Here is a 19783-nt window from a genome sequence, read left to right as displayed (position 1 = left end):
TTTCTGCTCGTACAACATGTTCAACTACTACATCCCCGATCGAGCCACGCAGCTCCGGGTCGTCCTCATGACGGACAAGGGCCGGGTGATCGGCCCCGCCGACCCCTGGCCATTGCTCCCGCTGGAATTCTTCCGAGTGATCTCGTTTATCATCCGGGTCTTCATCAGCTCGCCCGACAAGGTGGTGCGGGATCGGTTCTGCGAGGCTGCGATAAAGGGTTTGAACGAAAGACCGTGGCGCGATTGGGACGAGGTCAGGGCTTCGTTCACGGCGCCGCCTGGAGAACGTTTCGCAGGTATGGAGCTGTATATGGTCGAGGTCGATTTCAGGATGTGCGATCCGGGTGACAGGGCCCACGTGCTGAAAGCGGACCTGATCCACCGGTACGACCCGGGCGGATGGTTCGGCGACGCACCGGAACGGTCCTTCTGGCGAACCGTGGACGGTGCCGGGGAGGAGCGAGATGAATCGTGACGGTCATCCGCGTGGCGGTCCGGCGCGCACCGCGCTCGGCGCGGTCTCCCGCCGGCTCGCCGACATCTGGCTGAACCAGCCCGGGGCCCGCGCTCGCCTGGCGCTGACGAGATACACCACCGGCGCCGCGATCATGCGTCATGTGGCGCACATGCCTCCGGGCAAAGTGCTGCAGGAACAACTCGCCATCCTGGAGGCGGCCGGGCAGCCCCGCGGCTCCCGCCGCTGGGAGCGCACGACCTACGAAGCCCTCCGTGTTCTCACGTTGGCGTCGGCCGCGGCCTGGACCTTGGGCAACGACCATCCGGCGGTCAGGGTCACGGCCAACCTGAGTTTCCTCGCTCTCCAGCGACGACTCGTCGCCGTGCACAAGGACCTGTACAGCTACACCTCGCATCTCAACGTTTTCCTGCTCCTGTTGTCCATCGTCGACTCGCGGGGCACGGCCGCCACCTCGTCCAGGCAGGAAGAGCTCGCCTCGGCGGCGCTGGCCGCCATGCAGCTCTACTACGCGACGATGTATCTGCAGTCGGGGCTGTCCAAGGTCCTGGTCACCGGCCCGAAGTGGATGGACGGACGCACACTCCGCGGCGCCATGGCCGAGCTCGGCACGCCGTTCGGCAAGTCGCTGAGCCGGCGCGACCTGCGCCTTCTGGCGGCGGCCAGCGCCGCGTCCGTCGCCTTCGAGCTGGGATTCCTTCCGGCCATGCTGCTGGGCTGGCCCTACCGGCATCTGCTGGGGTTGTCGTCTGTCGCCTTCCACGGCTCGGTGAAGGCGACCATGAACATCTCGTTCTGGCACCTGTCCTGTTTCGCGATTCCGCTGTTCGTGTTGTCGCCGGACATCGAGCGCCGCGTCAGGCAGACGGCGCGGCTTGTTCGCCGCCATCTGACACATTGCTGAGGAGAACTGTCTTGACCGATCTCGTCACCGAAACGACGTCCACGGTAAGCCCGCCGCGCTCCTGGGCCGACGCCCGCACCCATTACGAGGTGGCGCTCAAACACCCCTGGTACCGCGCGATGGTCGAGCTCAACGACGTTTTCCACACCAGCACCGTGGACTTCTGGCGGGCCCGCGGCGTCAAGTCGGTCTATCTTCCGATCACCACCGGTTCCATCTCCAGTCCGATGGGACGAGGCAGCGACTCGACTCCGGTGCGGGTCACCGTGGAGGGCGTGGAGACGTATCTGGCCGACTCCATGCAGTTCCTGCTGGAGTACGGCTGCCGTCTGTGGGACGGCGGCTGCTACTACGTGATGCCGTCCTTCCGCGGCGAAGCCGCCGACGCCCGCCACCTTTGCCAGTTCTTCCACAGCGAGGCGGAGATCGTCGGTGACCTCGGTGACGTGATGAACGTCGTGCAGGACTATCTGCGCCACCTCGCCGCCGACTTCCTGGAGCGTTCCGGCGATCTCATCGCGAGCGTCGCGGGAGGCACCGGCCACCTGACCGAGTTGTCCCAGGAAGACGTCTTCCGGCAGATGACCTTTCAGGAGGCCGCCACGGCGCTGGGCCACGACCCGGCCTTCGTGCAGGAGATCCAACCAGGGATTCGCACGCTCACCAACGCCGGCGAACGCGAGCTGATGAGCCGTTTCGGGCAGTTCACCTGGGTCACGCACTATGACCACCTGGCGGTCCCGTTCTACCAGGCCTTCGAGTCCGGCGATGAGACCGTGGCCCGCAACGGCGACCTGCTCTTCGGCATCGGCGAGTCGGTGGGATGCGGCGAGCGGCACGCGCACACCTCATCCCTGCGCCGGGCCCTCGAACTGCATGAGGTTCGGGAAGACGACTACGACTGGTATCTGCGGATGCGGGAGATGGTCCCGCTGCGCACGTCCGGGTTCGGCATGGGCGTCGAGAGATTCATGCTCTGGGTCCTGCGACGTGACGATATCCGCGACATCCCCCTGCTGCTCCGGTTCAACGGCCAGCAGATCGATCCCTGACACCCACAACGGCATCGCCCGCGCCCGCCAGCCTCGTCAAGGAGCCAGCATGACGCTCAGCCACACCACTGAAGTGATCGAGTATTTCCGTCGCAAGGCGGACGGATACGACCGTGTCGACGAACAAGTTTACTGGCGCCTTTCCGATGAGCTGCTTTGGGAGGCAATGTCACGTTATGTCATCCCGCACATTCCGGATAAAGCAGTCTTGCTCGACGCCGGCGGCGGCACCGGCCGCTGGACCGACCGGATGTTGCGCCATCGCCCCGACATGAGCGCGCTGCTCTTCGATTTGTCCGAGCACATGACCCGGCACGCCGAGGCGAAGGCTGAACGAGGCGGATACGGCGAGCGCCTTTCCATCGTGAACGGTGACCTGGCCGATCTGGTGGAAAAGGCCGGTGACCGGAAATTCGACATCGCGATCAGCTTCCACAATGTGCTGGGATTCGTGCGCGACGTCCGCTCGGTGCTCCAGCAGATCGCCGCGGTGCTGAACCCCGGCGGGCAGTTGGTGCTGGTGCTGCCCAACCGCTATCACGCGGTGTTCTTCAACTTGCTCACCGGTTCGGTGAGCGAGGCGGAAAGCGCCGCTTTCGACCGGCGGGGACGGTTCACCTCGGACATGCCTGCCATGCATCTTTTCACGCCGGCCGAGCTGGTCGGCGCGCTCAACGAGTCGGGCCTGCCCGTCGCCATCAGCACGGGATTTCCCGTCGCGGTCTACCCCGGCTTCCAGGAAACGCAGATTGCCGGAACGAGCGGGCTGGTCAGCGACGTGTTCGCCGATCAATCTGCTTACGACCGCATCAAAGCGATCGAGTTCAGACTGCTCGGCGAGCCCGGTCTGGCAGAGCGGGGCAATAACCTCTTCGTAGTGGCTCGCAAGCCGCCGGAGTCGCCGGCACGCTCATGAATGCGAACTTGGCGAGCCGCCCGGCCAGGTAGGGTAGCCTATTGCAGGTCGCGACCGGCGGTTCGTCGCCATCACCACCCCTGCCATGCCCGTGACGACGGAGGACGACGTGCAGATTCTCTTCTGCAAATGGGAGGAGGTCTCCCTGCGGGCGTTGTTGAACCGCGGAGCACGGGTGCACCTCGTTCTCGATGCTTTCGATCTCGACCATGCGCGGCCCGATCCCGAATTACTCGGCAAGATGGCCGCGGTTTGGCGAGTGAGTCATGATGACTCCATCGACGAGTTGAGCGCGGTGGCCGCCGATCTCCTCGTCTCCGGAGTCCATATCGACCGCATCGCCAGCTTCACCGAGTTCAGTCAATTCGGCGCCGGCCTGCTGGCGGAATTGCTGGGACTGGACGACACGTCACCACGGCTCGCGCTCAATGCCCGCGACAAGCGGATGATGAAGATCAAGGCCAAGGCGGCGGGTTGGCGGCACGCCCGGTTCATCGACGTATCCCGGCACGATCAGCGGCCCGATCCCGCAACGCTGGCCGAGACGGTCGGATTTCCGATGGTCGCCAAACCCGTGAACGGGATGGGCTCGTTGTCCACCACCCTCGTTCGTGACGCCGGCCGGCTCGAAGCCCTTCTGAAGCAGCCCTCGTTCGCCCCCGAACTGCACTCACACCAGTTGGTGCTGGAGGAACACATCTCCGGCTCCGAATACCACGTGGATGCCGTGTGGCGACGGGGAAAGCCGTGGCAGCTCCACATCAGCCGCTATCTCAGGCCCCGCATCGAGGCCGTCGACCCGGGCCACGACAACGGTTCGCTGATCGTGCCGCGTGATGACGATCCAGAGCTCTACGCCTATGTGGAAGAGCGCCATGTCGCGCTCAACGCCGAACTGGGCTTCGACACCGGCGTCACACATCTGGAGCTGTTCAGGACCGGCGCCGGTGAGATCTATTTCTCTGAGATCGCCACGCGTCTCGCGGGAGCCAACGTTCCCGAGGCGATCGGCGCGTACTGCGGGGTCAACCTGCGCGAGGCGTGGGTGCACGAACTGTGCGGCGGTTCGCCGGAGTCGCTGGAGTACACCGACCCTCCCTTCCGATATGTCGGCTGGATCAACCTTGCACCGGCATGTGACGGCGTCATCTCTGACATGCCGTCGAAAGAGGATCTCGCCGCCGACCCCAACATCCTCGAATGGACATTCCTCCACAAAGTGGGCGATCGGGTCGAACTGGCGCACCCATCGGTGTGGTGCCTGCTCCTGGTGATCGGCGCCGACACGATAGAGGATTTTCACGCAGCAGTGGCCAGGATCGAGCGAGAGCACCCGCTCTCGGTGGCCGGCATCGACACCAACGGCGGTTCCTAGATGACCCAAGAGCACGACATCCACGAGATCGCCGCCGCCTTCGACGAGGCTGTGCAGTCGGCGACCACCTACGCCGAGCTCGACTCCGTCCGGTCGTCCTTTCTCGGCAAGCGCAGCCCCGTCAAGGCCATGTCCCGCCGGCTCGGTTCCCTGCCGGAGGACGAGCGCATCCGGCAAGCCGTGGTGCTGAACGAGATCTCCGCACGCATGCAGGCGGAGCTCGACCGCCTGCTTCCCGAGGCGCAACAACGGGAGCTGGAGGCGCGCTGGCGCAGCGAGGAGATCGACATCACGCTGCCGGGCACGACGCACCGACGTGGCGCCTGGAACCCGCTCAGCCAGGTGGAGCAGCGCAGCCTCGCCGTCCTACGCCGCCTGGGCTTCGAATACCGCGAAGGGCCCGAGGTCGAGGACCCTTACTACAACTTCGACGCGCTCAACATCCCCAAGCATCACCCCGCCCGCGACCTGCAGGACACCTTCTGGCTCGACGGCAACCTGGTCCTGCGCTCGCACACCACCACAGTGCAGGCCCGGGTGCTGGCCGAACGACCGGAGCTTCCGATCAAGGTGGCATCCGCGGGACGCGTCTATCGCAATGAAGCGGTCGACGCCACCCACATGGCGATGTTCCACCAGCTGGAAGGGTTCTGGCTGGCGCCCGGCCTCACGCTGGCGCATCTCAAGGGGGTGCTGGCCTTCGTGGTGCGCGAGCTGTACGGGCCGGAGGTCCGCATCCGTTTCAAGCCCAAGTACTACCCGTACACAGAGCCGTCGATCGGCCTGGACATCTCCTGCACGCGGTGCCGTGGCGCAGGGTGCGACGCCTGTCACTCCGTCGGCTGGGTGACGCTGATGGGCGCCGGCATGATCCATCCCAATGTCCTGCGTGAGTTCGGCTACCACCGCCCGGGAGTGCGGGGGCTCGCGTTCGGCTGGGGCACCACGCGAATGACCGCGCAGTGGCTGGAGCTGAACAAAGTACGCCGCCTGTACGAGACCCAGCAGCGTCACCTGCGTTACCTGACCCGGGGGTTGATGTGAAGTTGTCCTTCGCGGGCCTGCGCGCCCATTGTCCCGCGCTGCCCGACGACCCCGAGGCCGTGCGGCTCCTGCTCGACGACGCGGGCATCGAGGTGAAAGGCGTCTCGCAGTCGGGCGACGACACCGTCATCGCGGTGGAGCTGCTGGCCAACCGGGGAGACCATCGCTGCTACGCGGGCGTGGCGCTGGAGTTGGCGGCGCGTCTCGATGGCCGGGTCGTCCAGCCGCCTGTCGCCGGCGTGACCGTCTCGTCCTCTGACGCCGGCGCGGCGGACCCGCGGGTCGCCGGTGCCGTGACAGGCAGCGGGTGTCTCAGCTACACCCTCACTCCCCTGCGCGTCATCGACGACACGGCAGAGCTGCCGGCCTCCGTCCGCCGGATCCTCGCCCTGGAAGGTGGCCTGACGGGCTCGGCCATCGTCGACGCCTCCAACGCCGTGTCCCTGGAGCTCGGCCAACCCACTCACGCCTTCGACGCCGACCTGGTCAAGGGCGCCGTCCAGGTCCGCCCGAGCCTGCCGGGTGAGGTGGCCTGGCTCCTGGGCGAGGACGAACTCCGCGAGCTGCCGCCGGGCACGTTGGTCATCGCCGATGATGTCAAGGTCCTCGCGATCGCGGGCGTGATCGGCTGCGAAGAATCCAGGGTGACCGGGAGAACCACCCGCGTCCTGCTGGAATCGGCGGTCTTCGACCCGGTCGAGGTGCGGAAGGCCGCCTCCGCTCTCGGCGTGCAGACCAGCGCGTCCCAGCGTTTCGAGCGCGGCGGCGATCCCACGGCCGTCCTGGCCGGCGTGGGCCGTCTGGTCAGGCTCCTGGAGGAGGCGGGTGCGGCAGAAGTGACCGGGCCCAGCACCGTGCTGCGCGAGTGGCCGGGGCCGCTTCCGCGCGTCCAGATCGACTTCGAGGACCTCGACGACTTCCTGGGCGTCCGGCTCGCGCCGCAGGAGGCCGTCGACCGCTTGGCCCGCTACGGCGTGACCCATGTCGGTGACGGGCTCTTCGAGGTGCCGGGACACCGCATCTGGGACCTGGTGGAGGACCAGGACCTCTATGAGGAGGTCGCCCGCGGCATCGGCTATGACGCTCTGCCCACGACCCTTCCCGCCGGGAGCATCGGCGCGGCGCGGCCCGCGGCCGAGGAGGGGGCGTGGCTGGCCGGAGAGGTCCTGGTCGCGCACGGGTTCTATGAGGTCTTCACCGACGGGTTCTACAACCGGGAGCTGCTGCGCCAGCTTGGCGTCGAGCCGGGCTCCGCGCTGGACGAGCACGTCGCGACGGCCAACGCCGCCGACCGCCGTTACGCCCTGCTGAAGAACAACTGTCTCGCGCAGGCGGTCGAAGCCGTCTCCATCAATGTGCGATACCGGACCACCGACGTCCGGTTGTTCGAATTGGCCACCGTCTTCGTCCCCGACGCCGACGCGAAGAACGGCGTGTGCACGGAAAAGGGTGTCCTGTGGGCCATCGCGGCCGGCTCGCTGCTGCCGGACACCTGGAGCGACGATCATCGGCAGCAGGACTTCTTCTCGCTCAAGGGGATCGCCGAGGAGATCGCCCATCAGCTGGGCCGGCACCTCACCGTCACCGTGCTCGACGAGAAGCATCCCCTCAGCCCTTTCCTGCACCCCTACCGCAGCGCGAGCCTGTGCCTCGACGGGCGGCAGGCCGGTGTGCTGGGCGAGGTGCACCCCGCGGTCGTGAAACGGTTCGGCATCAGGGACGTGCGCCCGATCTATCTCGAACTGGCCCGATCCGAGCTGCTCGCCGCGCAGATCAGCCCACGGCCCACGCTGGAAGACTCACCCCCCATCGATCGTATGCTCGACTTCGTGCTCCCGAAGGGGGTGCGCAGCACCGACGTCGAGCAGGTGCTCCGTGCGGCGGCGCCGGCCCGGCTTCGCGGGCTCGACGTGGTGGACGTCTTCACCGACCCGGCGCAGTTCGGTGAAGGGGCCCGGTCCATCACCTACAAGCTGCTCCTGGCCGTCGAGCCCACCCCGACGTCCGAAGAGCTCAACGCGGAGATCAAGGTCATGATCGACGCCGTGGCCGCGAGTCTCGGCGAGCGAGGTGTACGCCTCCGATGAGAGCCGCCGACGTCAGTGAAGCACGGACGCGGAGGGCGCGGCTCGACCGGCTCGCGGACCAGTTCGTTGGGCACTTCCTCGGCGTCGGCGCCGAGCCGCTCACCGCGGAGCCGTGCGTGCCGAGCCAGGACCGGACGATCTTGTTCACCAACTCGGCCGTGGTGTCCTTCAAACCGTTCCTTCGGGGAGAAATCCCGCTCGGCGCCGCCGGGGTCGTCGTCCGGCAGCCATGCGTGCGTGCTCACAACCTGCGCGCCACCTTCGCCGACCAGTTCACGAACGATTTCATTCTGCAGTTCGAAATGCTCGGGGTGCTGGCGCCGGCAGGTTCACGGCAGCGCTTGTCCGGCGGCGTGGCGCGGTATTTCGCACAGGTGCTCGGGCTGGATCAGGTCGATGTCGCGCTCCGCGTGGCAGAGGACGATCTCGATCTCATCGGCATGTGGAGTGCGGCGTGGTCCGGCCCTCTCCTGACGAACACCCATGAGCGCGACTACTACCGCTGGGGCTTCGGCGACCCCGGCCTGACCGGCCGCGGCGCCACCTTCGCCATCGCCCAGGGCGACGGGACGTACCGTGACCTGGGAAACCTCATCGCCTTCGAACGCGACGGCTCCTTGGCCGGATACGGCTTCGGCATCGGCGTGGAGACGCTGGCCGCGTGTCTGGATCGCCACCCGTGGATCCTGCACAGCGTTCCGGCAGGAGCCGTGCCGCCGCCTTCGACCGAGGAGGAGGCGAAGCTGGCCGACCTCGTCGGGCTCCTGGTCCGCCTGTACGCGGAAGGCGTACGCATCCGCTCACGGGCACAAGGGCATGTCCTGCGCAAGGCGGTGGTCAACACGCTGCGGCTGGCGGCACAACTCCATGTGGACGAGGCCCAGGTGCTGCGGAGGATCGATGCGCTTGCCTCGGTCGAAGCCCCGGGCCGGCCGGTGAAAGACCTCGTCAGCGCCGACCTCGCCCGGCTGGCGGCGGAGCGCCCGGCGACGTACTCGCATGATCTTTCCTTCTGGTGCGATCGAGGTGTGGCCCCGGACGAACTGGCCGTCGCGGCCGCTCAGGCGAACCCGGATGGGGTGCTCGGCATCGCCTGCCAGGTGAAGGACGTCTGGAAGGGTGATCGTGACCGTGGTCGCACGTCGGTGACACTGGAGGTCGTCCTGGACCTTCCCGCGAACGCCGGGAAAGACGTGCGTAAGTCCGCGCTGCGGGAGGTCGCCGCTCGGCTGGCCGAAGACTTCAAGGCCGAGTTGCGCGGCGAGCTGCGATAAGCCTTCCGCCGCCTCGACGTCGACGGCCGCCACCGGGGAACCCGGCAGGTCACCCAGCCTGGCAGGAATCGGTACACGCCGATAAGGTCCGATCTGTGGGCCGATTGAAGACCAATTCGGGGCCGGCCGAGGACCTGCTGATCGAGCTGAACCGCGACGCCGGGGTGCCACTGCACCGGCAGATCGAGGTGTCCATCCGCGCAGGCATCCGGGCCGGCCGGCTGCGAGCGGGCGCGTCGCTGCCACCCACCCGCACCCTCGCGGCCGGCCTCGGGGTTTCCCGCGGGGTGGTCGTGGAGGCCTACCAGCAGCTCGTCGCCGAGGGTTACCTCGCCAGCCGATCGGGCGGTTACACGCAGGTCGCCGCGTCGATGCCGCCGGCCACCGCCGGCGCGGGCTCCGCGGCTCCGACGGCTTCGACAGCGCGGCCGGCGGCGCGCAGTACCCACTCCAGCGCCGGTTTCGGGGTCGACTTCGGGTACGGGCGCACCGACGTGTCGCAGTTCCCGCGGGCCGCCTGGCTGCGCTCGGTCCGTACCGTGCTCACCACCACGCCCAACGACCGGTTCGCCTACCTCGACGGGCGTGGCGTGCCGGAACTGCATGGGGCCCTGTGCGACTACCTCAACCGGGTGCGCGGCACAGCGGCCGTCCCGGGCAACGTGGTGATCTGCAACGGCTACGGGCAGGGCATCTCGCTGCTGATCCAGGTGCTCGTCCGGCACGGCGCCAGGCGGATCGCCCTGGAGGACCCGTCGTCCGACGACGACGCCCGGGTGCTGGCCCGCGCCGCCGGTCTGGACGTCGTCGGCATCCCGGTGGGTCCGGACGGCGTTCAGGTCGACGCGCTCCACCGGGCCGACGCCGACGCGGTCGTGCTCACGCCGTCGCACCAGTGGCCCACCGGGGCGGTGTTGTCGGCCGCGGCGAGGGCCGAGGTGATCCGCTGGGCGAAGCACCGCGGCGCGATCGTGGTCGAGGACGACTACGACGCGGAGTACCGCTACGACCGGTCGCCGGTAGGAGCCATGCAGGGCCTGGCGCCCGATCACGTCGTCTACTGCGGCACGGCCAGCAAGACGCTCGCGCCGGGGTTGCGGCTCGGCTGGCTGGTGGTGCCTCCCCGGCTGGTCGCCGACGTCGCCGCGGCGAAGATTCTCGCCGACCGAGGTTCGCCGGTCATCGACCAGTTGACGTTCGCCGACTTCCTCGCGCGCGGCGAGTTCGACCGCCACCTGCGCCGGATGCGCCCGGTGTACCGCCGCCGCCGTGACGCGCTGCTGGACGCCCTGCGCACCCACCTGCCCGATCTGGAACCGGCCGGGGTCGCCGCCGGGCAGCATGTGGTCGCCTGGCTCCCGCCCGGCCTCGATGAGGCGGCGGTGGTGACGGCCGCCGCCCGGCACGGGCTCGGCATCCACGGCATCGGCCCGTACCGGATCGCCGGCACCGGACCGGGCGGCCTCATCTTCGGCTACGCCATCCTCGGCGAGACCGCCATCGCCGAGGGCGTCGCGCTGCTGGCTCGGGCCATCCGGGAGGTACGGGGGTCCTGACCCCGCGCAGGCGGCACAGGATCCGCGCATCAGCGTGCCGGCAGGATGTTCTGGTTGAGGTGGAACACATTGGCCGGGTCGTACGCGGTCTTCACCGCGGTCAGCCGGGCCAGCTTCGCGGCCGAGTACGCCCGCCGTACGCCGCGCCGCCCATCGGCCAGGTCGTCGGCCGTCAACGAGTTGACGTACACCCCACTCGCGTACGGCTCGAGCGAAGCACCGGCGGCGCGGGCGGCACCCATCCTGGCGTCGTCCTCGGCCGGGTCGGTCCAGCGGGAGCCGGCACCCCACTCGAACATCGTGCCGCGGTGGCTGAACGCCGCCTCTGCTTCCGGGACATCGGCGATCGCGCCGCCGTGCGCTTGCAGGCCGACGCCCGGCAGGTGCGGGCTCGCGCTCAGATCGGTGCCGCCGCGCAGCAGGAACGCCTCGATCGCCGCGGTGGGGAACCGCCGCAGGTAGTGCCCCTTGGAATAGCGGCGGTAGGCGTGGCCGCCGGTGGAGTCGTCCCGTTGCTGAAGTTCGAGGTAGGACGGTGCGGTGACGCGCGACGCGACCGGACGCCCGAGCGCCCGCATGGCGGGGAGCAGCCGGCGGCCCTCGGCCGGGTCGCCGACCCACACGAACCCCAGCGTGGCGATCGGGCCGGCGGGACCACTGCCGACACTGGCGGTGAACGTCGCCTGCCGGGGCGCGACGGCGTTCAGGTCGCGCCAGCGCTCGATGACCGGGACGGCGTCCTCGGCGCGGAAGTCGAACTCGGCGACCAGCGTCCGCGTGCCGGTGCGGTGCAACCGGAACTCGAACTCGGTGACGATGCCGAAGTTGCCGCCGCCGCCGCGCAGGCCCCAGAACAGGTCGGGGTTCTCGGTGCGGCTCGCGGTCACCAGGTCCCCCTCGGCGGTGACCATCGTGTAGGAGACGACGTTGTCGCAGGCCAGGCCGTGCTGACGGGCCAGCCAGCCCATGCCGCCGCCGAGCGTGAGCCCGCCGACGCCGGTGTGGGAGACGTTGCCGGCGGTGGTGGCCAGGCCGTACGCCTGGGACGCCCGGTCCAGCGCGCCGAGCAGCGCGCCGCCCTGCACCCGGGCACGGCGACGGGCCGGGTCGATCCGCACGCCGCCCATGGGTGTCAGGTCGATCATGAGCCCATCGTCGGGCACGGCGAAGCCGGCGACGTTGTGGCCGCCGCAGCGCACGCCGATCTCCAGGTCCAGGTCCCGGGCCATCCGCACGGCGGCGACCACGTCGGCGACGCCCGCCACGCGGACGATCATGCGTGGACGCCGGTCGACCATGGCGTTCCAGACGGTACGGGCGGTGTCGTAGCCGGCGTCGCCAGGCGTGAGGAGCCGGCCGTCGAAGCGGGTCGCTGTCGTTGTCATGCCCTCAGACTGGCAGGAATCGGTACACGCGATAAGGGCCGATTCCGTAGGCCGATTGGGGACCAATTTCTGCTCACCGAGTTCCCCTCTGGGCGTGTACGTGCCCTTCCAAGAACTCCTCCTCCGGAGGCGAGCGCGCAGGCGCGACCCCACATCCCGCCCTTCGGTCGATAGCTGAACGGGCGACCTGGCGGCTTCGAAAATCGATCGCGTGCCGGGCCGCCATCCGCTACACAGGCCTGGTGCCTGATCCCTATCTGCTTCGCCCCGTCACCGACGACGAGTTCACGTCCTGGGCGCGTGTCATCGCCAACACCTACGGAAACGACCTGTCCGACGAGGACCTCGCCGACGAACGAACGAGTGTCGAGCTGGATCGCACCATTGCCGCGTTCGACGGGGACCTCCCCGTCGGCGGCACCGCGGCCTACACACGCTCGTTGACGGTTCCTGGAGCCGTCCTTCCGGTGGCGGGAGTGACCTGGGTAGGCGTGGCTCCCACCCATCGCAGGCGTGGCATCCTCACGGCGTTGATGCGAAAGCAGCTCACCGACCTGCACGAGGGTGGTGGTGAGCCGATCGCCGCTCTACGCCCCTGGGAGGCGGGGATCTATGGCCGGTATGGCTATGGCCCGGCCTCTCGCGGGGCGCGGTTGCGAGGTGACAAGCGCTCCATGCACTTCACCCCGGGCACGGGTTTCGGGGAAGGAGACATCCGGCTGCTGAGCCGCGATGAGGCACGTCCTCAGATCGAGAAGGTGTACGAGCAGGTCCGCGTCGGCACGGTCGGCTGGCCCGACCGGGCCGGCCGCTTCTGGGACGTCCGCCTCTTCGACGAGCCGCGGGCACGCGGAGGCGCCACCGCGCTGCGCTACGCCATGCATCAGGAGCCGAGTGGCCGGGCGACCGGATACGCGCTCTACCGGATCAAGGACGAGCGGGACGTCTTCGGTGCCGATGTGAGCGCCGTACAGGTCGTGGAACTGGCAACGGTCACCCATCAGGCGTATGCCGCGCTGTGGCGTTTTCTCGCCGGCATCGACCTGGTGCCGTGGATCGAGTATGAGGGGGCGGTGGACGAGCCCCTCCCGCATCTGCTGACCGACCCACGCGCTGTGCGATCAACCGAGGTGGACCGGCTCTGGGTACGACTCGTCGACCTTGACCGGGCGCTGGCAGGGCGCCGCTACGCGACGCCGCTGGACGTGGTCCTGGATGTCCGGGACGGCTTCTGCTCGTGGAACACCGGCCGCTTCCGGCTGCAGGCCGACGGCGACGCGGTCAGCTGCGATCGCACGAGCGCCGCCCCCGACGTACGCCTCACCGCCGCCGAGTTGGGCGCGGCCTTCCTCGGCGGAACGACGCTGGCCTCGCTCGCAGCCGGTGGACGTGTCGAAGAACTCCGGCCCGGCGCTCTGGCTCACGTGTCAACGGCATTCCGCGGCAGCCGGGAACCGTTCTACCCCGGCGGCGCGGCCTTTCCCGCTCACTGAGCTCGTCCGGGCACGTCCACCCGAGCACGGCGCGGCAGGCGGCCGCCATCAGCTCATCGATCGGCGACGGCGGCGTCGCCGGCCCGGCAGCTGGTGACGGACCGCGCCGGCCACACGCTGATCGCCACTGCCGCCCGGAATCCGCACGGCACCGGTATGTCCAGCACCAGCCAGGTTCCAGGCAAGATCCCGGCCGGGTCCCGGACGAGCACAGGTGACGGCCCGTTGACCGGTAGCCGCAGCCCCTGCGCCAGCCGCCCGCCGGCCGCCTTGACGCAGGCCTCGCGCCGCGCCCAGAGCGACGCGAAGCGCTCCGGCGACCCGTCGACGAACCCGGCATCCTCCACCGGGAAGAACCTGCGGGCGAATGCCGCCCGGTCGAGCTCGGGGCGCAGCCGCTCCACATCGACGCCCACACTGCGCCCATGCGCCACCGCCAGCAAGGCCAGGTCCCCCGAGTGCGACAGGTTCCACCGCACATCGGGCATCGTCGGCAGGTACGGCTTGCCGTACCTGCCGACGGCGATCCGCACGTCACGGGGGCGAACGCCCAGGCGCCTGCCGAGCACATGTCTCACGCCGGCGTGGGAAACGATGAAGCGCCGCCTGGCGGCCACGTCGGTGAAGCACGACGCCCGGGCTTGCTCGTGTTCGTCGAGCCAGCTCGTCAGTCCGTCCAGATCCGCCGGTCGGGCGGTGGGAATCCGCCAGATCTCCAGGTCTCGCCGCAAGGTCACGATGTCCTCCGGCAAGCCGTCCGGCGACGGGCAGGACACCGGGTCGATCGCGTCATTGCCGGACGATTTTGCCTTGGGAGATGCCCTGGAAAACGTTGAGATGGTGGATGTTCCGCGTGCCCTCCATGTACTCGATGCCGCGCGCGTCCCGCACGAACTTGTCGAGCAGCGGATGCTCCTGCCGCGCACCGGCGCCGAAGAAACCGAGGGACTTCAGCGTCACCTCCTCGGCCAGGCCGGCCGCGCGCGACTTCGCCGCGGAGGCGAGAGGGCCCAGACCCGGATCGTCGTTGTCCGACGCGACGGCGGCCCGGAGGACGAGCTGCCGCACGCCTTCGATGCGCAGGCCGATGCCGTCGAGCTCGGCGTGTTCCCACGCGGTGAGCGCACGCCGGTGCGCGCGCACGTAGTCGCAGGCACCGCGGGCGATCCCGACTCCCAGGGCGGCCACGCCAGGCCTCAGCTGGTTCAGCCCGCGAACGGCGCCGAGCAGTCCACGCCTGGATGGAGACAGGTGCGCGCCGAGCAACCGGTCGGCTGGAATCTCGACGGAGGAGAAGCGTACGTCGGTGACCTGGTTGCCACACAGACCCACCGTGGGAATCGGCGTGGCGACGAAGCCCGGGTGGCCGGTGTCGGCGAGCACCGCGGCGACGCCGAGCGGGCCCGGCCTCACCCGGGCGAAGATCACGCCGAGGTCGGCGCGGATGGCGTTGCCGATGAAGCGTTTTGCCCCGTTGAGCAGCAGGCGATCACCCTTCTGGGTGAGCGTGGTCTGCATGGCGCCCGCGTCCGATCCGCGTTCGGGCTCGGTGAGCGCGAAGAAGGTCCAGGTGGGACGCTCGGCGATGCGCCCGAAGAACAGCTCCTGCTGCGCCTTGTCCCCCAGCTGGCTGACGAGCACCCCGGACATCGAGGGGCCCGGTGCGGCCAGCAGCATGCCCGCGTCGGCGGCCCCGAACTCCTCGCAGATCGTGACCCGCTCTACCCCGCCTCCGCGGAAGGGGTGGCCGTCGAGCGTGATCGGTTCGTCGTCGTATTCCTCGGGAATCGGGTTCCTGGCGAGGAATCGTATGCCGGGCAGGTCGAGGAGCTCGTGCACCATGTCGGGTGTGCGCTCCAGGTCGAGCGCCCACTTCGCGAGCTCCTGCGCCCACTCGCGGACATGGGCACGCAGCACCGACTGCCGCTCGTTCAGCTCGATCATTTCGCTGCCCTTCCGGTATAGGCGTCGGCCAGGAGTTCGGAGACGTGGGCACTCTGGCCGGGACCGTCGGCGCGAAAGCCGCTGCCGCCGAGCAGCCTCAGCAGCATGCGGTCCGCCAGCGTGATCCGCTGGTGGAGCACGGTCAGATGGTCGTGGTCGAGATCGCCGGGCCGCGCCCCCTCGATCACCGTGAGGACCTCCAACTGCTCGATCACCGCCTCGGCCAGCTGGGCCTTGACCAGTTGGAGCAGCAGCAGCGGAGACCCGTCGGACGTGCGCCCGCCCAGGTAGGACCGGCAGTGTTCGAGGAGCCCTTCGGACAGGCCGTAGCGCAGCCAGGTCAGCCCCAGCGTCCATGCGGCGTTCGTTCCCGCCATGGCCGGTTCGCGCAAGGCCACCAGCGACCGCCCGTGCAGAGCCACCTCCCCGAGGGAGGTGGCGGTGGTCTCCGCGCTCGCCACCTCGCGCGGGACGAGGGCATGACCGGCCGGACCGTATACGACCCTGCCCGCCGCAGGCCCCGCGTGCAGCAGGAGAACCGCGGCGACCAGCCCTTCGGTCCTGGCGGTGGCGCGGATGGTCGCGTAGGGAAGTTCGTCGTGGGAAGTCATCCTGCCTCGCATGAGGTGTCGAGTGTGCAGATGCTGAGGTTGCGCATCGTGCGGTCGTAGTCGGCGACGGCGACTCGCCGGCCGCGCCACCCGGGCAACGCGGCGGCCAGCGCCACCCAGACCCCGGTGCAGGGCAGTCCCGGCGGCGCGAGCCTGATGTGCTCGAACGCGTTCGGGAGCGTCGCCGCCAGGCCCCGGCCCGCGACCAGCGCCGTATGCCCTCCCAGCTCGGCGGCGAGCAGGCCCGCCACCCGCTCGGGGGGAATCTCGGTGCAGTGACGGACCTCGAAGCCCTCCGCCACTGCGCCGCCGTCGGTGAACACCAGAGCCGCGGCACAGTCCCGAAGCGGCACCATCTCTTCCGTCCCGGCCACGTCATACGGCAGGCTCTGCTGGTCCATCACCATCAGCAGGCAGTTCGACGCCCCGTAGGTGCGAAGGATCTTCAGGGCGGTGAAAGGCGCGACCACGCCCTGATCCGTCACCCCGAGCGGGAAGGGGTCTCCGGGGAGCAGTTCCGCGAGGAGCGAGGCCGGAGACCGGATCAGATCGGCATCGGGCACCGCGCTCGCCAGGGCGAGCACGTCGACCGGCGCCGGCAACGGCCCCAGTTCCGGGACCATGGCCTCCGCCATCTCCGCGTAGCTGTTGCGCCGGGTGGACATGTAGCCGGGACGCAGGGGCAGGCCGTGCAGGTGGGTGACGTCCTCGACGTAGCTGCTCATCAGCTCGTGGGCCCTGCCGGAGAGGAAGGGCCGTCCCTCTCCGAACATCCGGGTCCCGATCCGATGCAACCGCACGCTAGCCCTGCTCGACGACGTAATCGGCGAGCGAGCCGACCGTCTCGAAATGCCGCTGCTCCAGCGTGTCGGTGTCGAACTCGACAGGCAGCTCATCCTCCAGCCGCATCAGCAGCTCCAGCACGCTGGTCGAATCGAGTCCGAGGTCGTCGAACAGGCGGGTCGGCTCGTGGATCTCCGAACTTTCCCTGCCGAGCATGGCGCCGAGGGCGCCCGCGATGGCACCGGTGATCGTGGAACGCTCGATCTCCTGGGTACTGCTCATGAACTGGTCTCCTTACGTGGGATGAGTCGTTGCCTGTCCAGTAGGTCGTTGACGCTGTCCCGGTCGCGGACGAGGTGGGCCGCACCGTCGACGACCAGGACCTCCGCGGGATGCCCGTGGCTGAGGAAGAGCACCGGCGACGCGCTGGGGCCGTACGCGCCGGAGTTGAACACCCCGAGCAGGTCGCCGGGGCGCAGGTCGGGGAGCGACACCGCCTTGCCGATCGTGTCGTTGGGCGTGCACAACGGGCCGGTGACGTTCCAGGGTCCTGCCGGCGCGTCAGCCCGGTTGAGCAGGCGGATCGGGAAGTTGCGTTTGACGAACGACCCGATGCCCACGGCCGCCATGTGGTGGTTGGTGCCTCCGTCGGCGATCGCGAACCGCTCGCCCATCGAGCACTTCACGTACCGCACCCGTACGACGTACACACCAGCCGGCGCGGTGAGGTAGCGGCCCAGCTCCATGATCATCCGGGTTTCCGGGCGCCGCGCGGCGAACTCCTCGATGACCGGGTTGAGCAGGCCGGCCAGGACCTCCACGTCGAGGTCTCGCTCACCGGGGAAGTAGGCCACGCCGAGCCCGCCGCCGACGTCGACGATGTCGAGGGGAAAGTCGAGCTTCGCCGACAGCCGCTCCGCCATGTCGAGGATGAGCGCCGTGTTCTGCGCGACGACGTCTTCGCTGAGAATCCGGGTCCCCATGTACGCCTGGACGCCCACGACCCGCACGTTCGCATGTCTGCCCACCACGTCCGGCGCTCCCAGGAGCTGCTCCTCGTCGATGCCGAACTGGCGGGGCTTTCCCCCCATCGTCAGCTTCGAGCCCTTGACGGAGAAGGCGGGATTGACGCGGAGCACCACGTCCGCGGTCCCGCCTCGTTCGGCGGCGAGGCGGTCGATCAGGTCCAGCTCGCCGAAGGACTCGCACACGATGGCGTGTACCGGCGTGTCGAGACAGGCGCGGAGTTCCGCCTCGCTCTTGCCCGGGCCGAGGAAGACGATGTTCTCGGGCGCGATGTCGGCCCGCACGGCGGTGGTCAGCTCGGCCAGGGAGGACACCTCCGCCCGTGCGCCGTACGAGCCGAGCAGGGCGCAGATGGCCAGGTTCGGGTTCGACTTGAGCGAGAAGAAGATCTCGAGCCGTGAATGCAGGCGGGCGCGCAACCTCTCGTACTGGTCCCGCAAGGTGTCACCGTCATACAGGTAGAGCGGTGTGCCGTACTGCTCGGTCAGCTCACCGATCCCGATCCCCTGCACCTGGTATGCCGTCATGTCAGTCGTCTCACGATCTCGTGGTCGAGGGCGGTCCGGGCTTCGTGGCCGTCGGCGATCAGCAGGCCGTACAACCGCCCGTCGAAGGAGGAGCTCTCTCTTGCGGCCGCGTTCACTGTGGCGAAATTGTTGATGAGCAGGCCGGTGCCGCCCGGGCCCTCCAGCAACAACCCCGCCAGCTTCCCGCGCAGTTCCCGGTACGGCAGGCGCTCGCTGAGCCGCAGCGGATACTGCCTGGCCAGCGCCACCTGCCCAGGCGCCATGAAACGCTCTTGAAGGGGCAGGTGGTAGGTCGACATGTTGTAACGCGCGTTGATCTCGACCACGGGATACAACCCCCCGCCCGGGTCCACCATGGCGTCCACGCCGACCACGCCGTAGAAACCGTCCCGCGCGAGAATCTTCGCCAGCCGGTGGGAGGATTCCTCCAGCTCGGCCGTCTGGGCGGCCGTGATCGTGGCCGGGATGCGGTGCCCCTTGTGCACGCCGTTCTCTGTGACGGCCTCCTTGACGAAGTCGAAGTGCGCGTTCGCGTCCGGGCCCACGGTGAACTGATAGTTGAGGTCGGCGGACTTGGCCACCCACTCCTCGATGACCAGCGCGACCGTGTCGTCGCCCGACCTGTCGGCCCGGCGCCGGATCATCGCATGCAGGCGCTCCAGCTTCTGCCGGTCCTCGATCACCACGATGCCCTTGCCGGAGACGCCGAAGGCATCCTTGATCACCATGCTCCTGCCGCGTTCGAGCAGGGTCAGGGCCTCGTCCAGCGCGGCCTCCAGCTCGGCCATGGTCTCGGCCGTCCACCCGGCGGCCAGGCGCAGACCGGCGTCGTCGGCGGCCCGGCGACTGTAGATCTTGCTGTTCACCAGCTTGCACACGTCGGCCCGTGGTGTGACCAGCGGCAGCCCGGCGGCGGCGGACAGCCGCTCCTCCACCATCGAGGTGCCGTGGGGGGCCAGCCGGACGTTTCCCAGCGCCGAGAGGGTTTCCACAAGGTCGGGGTCGTCGAGCGCGTCGAGCGTCACGGTGCGTCGCGGGTCGTTGCGCGCGACCGTGTGGATCCGCGGCAGGGTGACACCCAGCTCGGCCAGATGGGCCACGTAGTCCTCGTCGGGAGCCTCCTTGAGGATCACGTGGTCGCCGGGGCCTGCCAGGAGCAGGGTGAACTCGTCCATCCGGTTGACGATTTCGGCTCCGGCGGAGAATGCCGGGCGGGGAAGACCCTTCTCTCCCACCGCCCATTGGTCCTCGACCTCGAAATTGCCGACGAAGGCCAGCGGCGTGTCCGGCGAACCCGTCAGCGCCGCCTTGACACGTTTGAGAAACATCGC

Annotated in this window: 18 protein-coding genes; 10 read left to right on the top strand and 8 right to left on the bottom strand. The window is 68.9% G+C overall.

Features of this window, described 5'->3' with window-relative positions; translation table 11 throughout:
* Positions 1-16: 16 nt before the first annotated feature.
* The 9 genes from E1294_RS18455 (at position 17) to pdxR (ending at position 10683) form a co-directional block, all read left to right on the top strand.
* The gene (locus E1294_RS18455; RefSeq protein WP_132509748.1) at positions 17-475 is read left to right on the top strand and encodes a hypothetical protein; all 459 of its coding nucleotides are present in this window, start codon (positions 17-19) and stop codon (positions 473-475) included.
* A complete protein-coding gene (locus E1294_RS18450) occupies positions 465-1379 on the top strand; it encodes a hypothetical protein (RefSeq protein ID WP_132509747.1) in 915 nt (304 codons plus the stop codon). The genes E1294_RS18455 and E1294_RS18450 overlap by 11 nt, the downstream gene beginning before the upstream one ends.
* An 11-nt stretch (positions 1380-1390) precedes the next feature.
* Positions 1391-2431: an amino acid--tRNA ligase-related protein gene (locus tag E1294_RS18445; RefSeq protein ID WP_220447806.1), complete on the top strand. Its 1041-nt coding sequence runs from the start codon at positions 1391-1393 to the stop codon at positions 2429-2431.
* Positions 2432-2480: 49 nt separating this feature from the next.
* Positions 2481-3347 (top strand): class I SAM-dependent methyltransferase, encoded by an 867-nt coding sequence (locus tag E1294_RS18440; protein ID WP_132509746.1) that lies wholly within the window; start codon positions 2481-2483, stop codon positions 3345-3347.
* A gap of 85 nt (positions 3348-3432) precedes the next feature.
* Positions 3433-4722, top strand: a complete 1290-nt coding sequence (locus E1294_RS18435; RefSeq protein WP_132509745.1) for an ATP-grasp domain-containing protein — start codon at positions 3433-3435, stop codon at positions 4720-4722.
* Positions 4723-5766 (top strand): phenylalanine--tRNA ligase subunit alpha, encoded by a 1044-nt coding sequence (pheS, locus tag E1294_RS18430; RefSeq protein ID WP_132509744.1) that lies wholly within the window; start codon positions 4723-4725, stop codon positions 5764-5766.
* Entirely contained in the window at positions 5763-7853 is a 2091-nt protein-coding gene (locus tag E1294_RS18425; protein ID WP_132509743.1) for a phenylalanine--tRNA ligase subunit beta, read from the top strand. Before pheS ends, E1294_RS18425 begins: the two co-directional genes overlap by 4 nt.
* The gene (locus E1294_RS18420; RefSeq protein ID WP_132509742.1) at positions 7850-9127 is read left to right on the top strand and encodes an alanine--tRNA ligase-related protein; all 1278 of its coding nucleotides are present in this window, start codon (positions 7850-7852) and stop codon (positions 9125-9127) included. The genes E1294_RS18425 and E1294_RS18420 overlap by 4 nt, the downstream gene beginning before the upstream one ends.
* Before the next feature lie 95 nt (positions 9128-9222).
* On the top strand, positions 9223-10683 hold the full coding sequence (pdxR, locus tag E1294_RS18415) for a MocR-like pyridoxine biosynthesis transcription factor PdxR (RefSeq protein WP_132509741.1): 1461 nt from the start codon (positions 9223-9225) through the stop codon (positions 10681-10683).
* A gap of 29 nt (positions 10684-10712) precedes the next feature.
* Here pdxR and E1294_RS18410 read toward each other — a convergent pair whose 3' ends face one another.
* Positions 10713-12068: an FAD-binding oxidoreductase gene (locus E1294_RS18410; RefSeq protein WP_132509740.1), complete on the bottom strand. Its 1356-nt coding sequence runs from the start codon at positions 12066-12068 to the stop codon at positions 10713-10715.
* Positions 12069-12310: 242 nt separating this feature from the next.
* On the opposite strand from E1294_RS18410, the gene E1294_RS18405 reads away from it, so the two are divergent.
* A complete protein-coding gene (locus tag E1294_RS18405; protein WP_132509739.1) occupies positions 12311-13561 on the top strand; it encodes a GNAT family N-acetyltransferase in 1251 nt (416 codons plus the stop codon).
* Between the two features lie 53 nt (positions 13562-13614).
* Here E1294_RS18405 and E1294_RS18400 read toward each other — a convergent pair whose 3' ends face one another.
* The 7 genes from E1294_RS18400 to E1294_RS18370 are packed head-to-tail and all read right to left on the bottom strand — an operon-like array spanning position 13615 to position 19780.
* Entirely contained in the window at positions 13615-14298 is a 684-nt protein-coding gene (locus E1294_RS18400; RefSeq protein WP_132509738.1) for a 4'-phosphopantetheinyl transferase family protein, read from the bottom strand.
* Positions 14299-14350: 52 nt separating this feature from the next.
* Complete coding sequence (locus E1294_RS18395) at positions 14351-15505, bottom strand: acyl-CoA dehydrogenase family protein (RefSeq protein WP_132509737.1); 1155 nt, start codon at positions 15503-15505, stop codon at positions 14351-14353.
* Positions 15502-16116 (bottom strand): hypothetical protein, encoded by a 615-nt coding sequence (locus E1294_RS18390; protein ID WP_132509736.1) that lies wholly within the window; start codon positions 16114-16116, stop codon positions 15502-15504. Before E1294_RS18390 ends, E1294_RS18395 begins: the two co-directional genes overlap by 4 nt.
* A complete protein-coding gene (locus E1294_RS18385) occupies positions 16113-16916 on the bottom strand; it encodes a hypothetical protein (RefSeq protein ID WP_132509735.1) in 804 nt (267 codons plus the stop codon). Before E1294_RS18385 ends, E1294_RS18390 begins: the two co-directional genes overlap by 4 nt.
* A gap of 1 nt (position 16917) precedes the next feature.
* Positions 16918-17181 carry an acyl carrier protein gene (locus E1294_RS18380; protein ID WP_132509734.1) on the bottom strand — a complete coding sequence of 88 codons (264 nt, stop codon included), beginning with the start codon at positions 17179-17181 and terminating at the stop codon, positions 16918-16920.
* On the bottom strand, positions 17178-18452 hold the full coding sequence (locus E1294_RS18375) for a type III PLP-dependent enzyme (protein ID WP_132509733.1): 1275 nt from the start codon (positions 18450-18452) through the stop codon (positions 17178-17180). The genes E1294_RS18380 and E1294_RS18375 overlap by 4 nt, the downstream gene beginning before the upstream one ends.
* Entirely contained in the window at positions 18449-19780 is a 1332-nt protein-coding gene (locus tag E1294_RS18370) for a preATP grasp domain-containing protein (protein WP_132509732.1), read from the bottom strand. The genes E1294_RS18375 and E1294_RS18370 overlap by 4 nt, the downstream gene beginning before the upstream one ends.
* Between the last annotated feature and the right edge of the window lie 3 nt (positions 19781-19783).

This window comes from Nonomuraea diastatica (genome assembly GCF_004349015.1).
Lineage (GTDB): Bacteria > Actinomycetota > Actinomycetes > Streptosporangiales > Streptosporangiaceae > Nonomuraea > Nonomuraea diastatica.
This window is presented reverse-complemented; position numbering and strand designations above follow the sequence as displayed.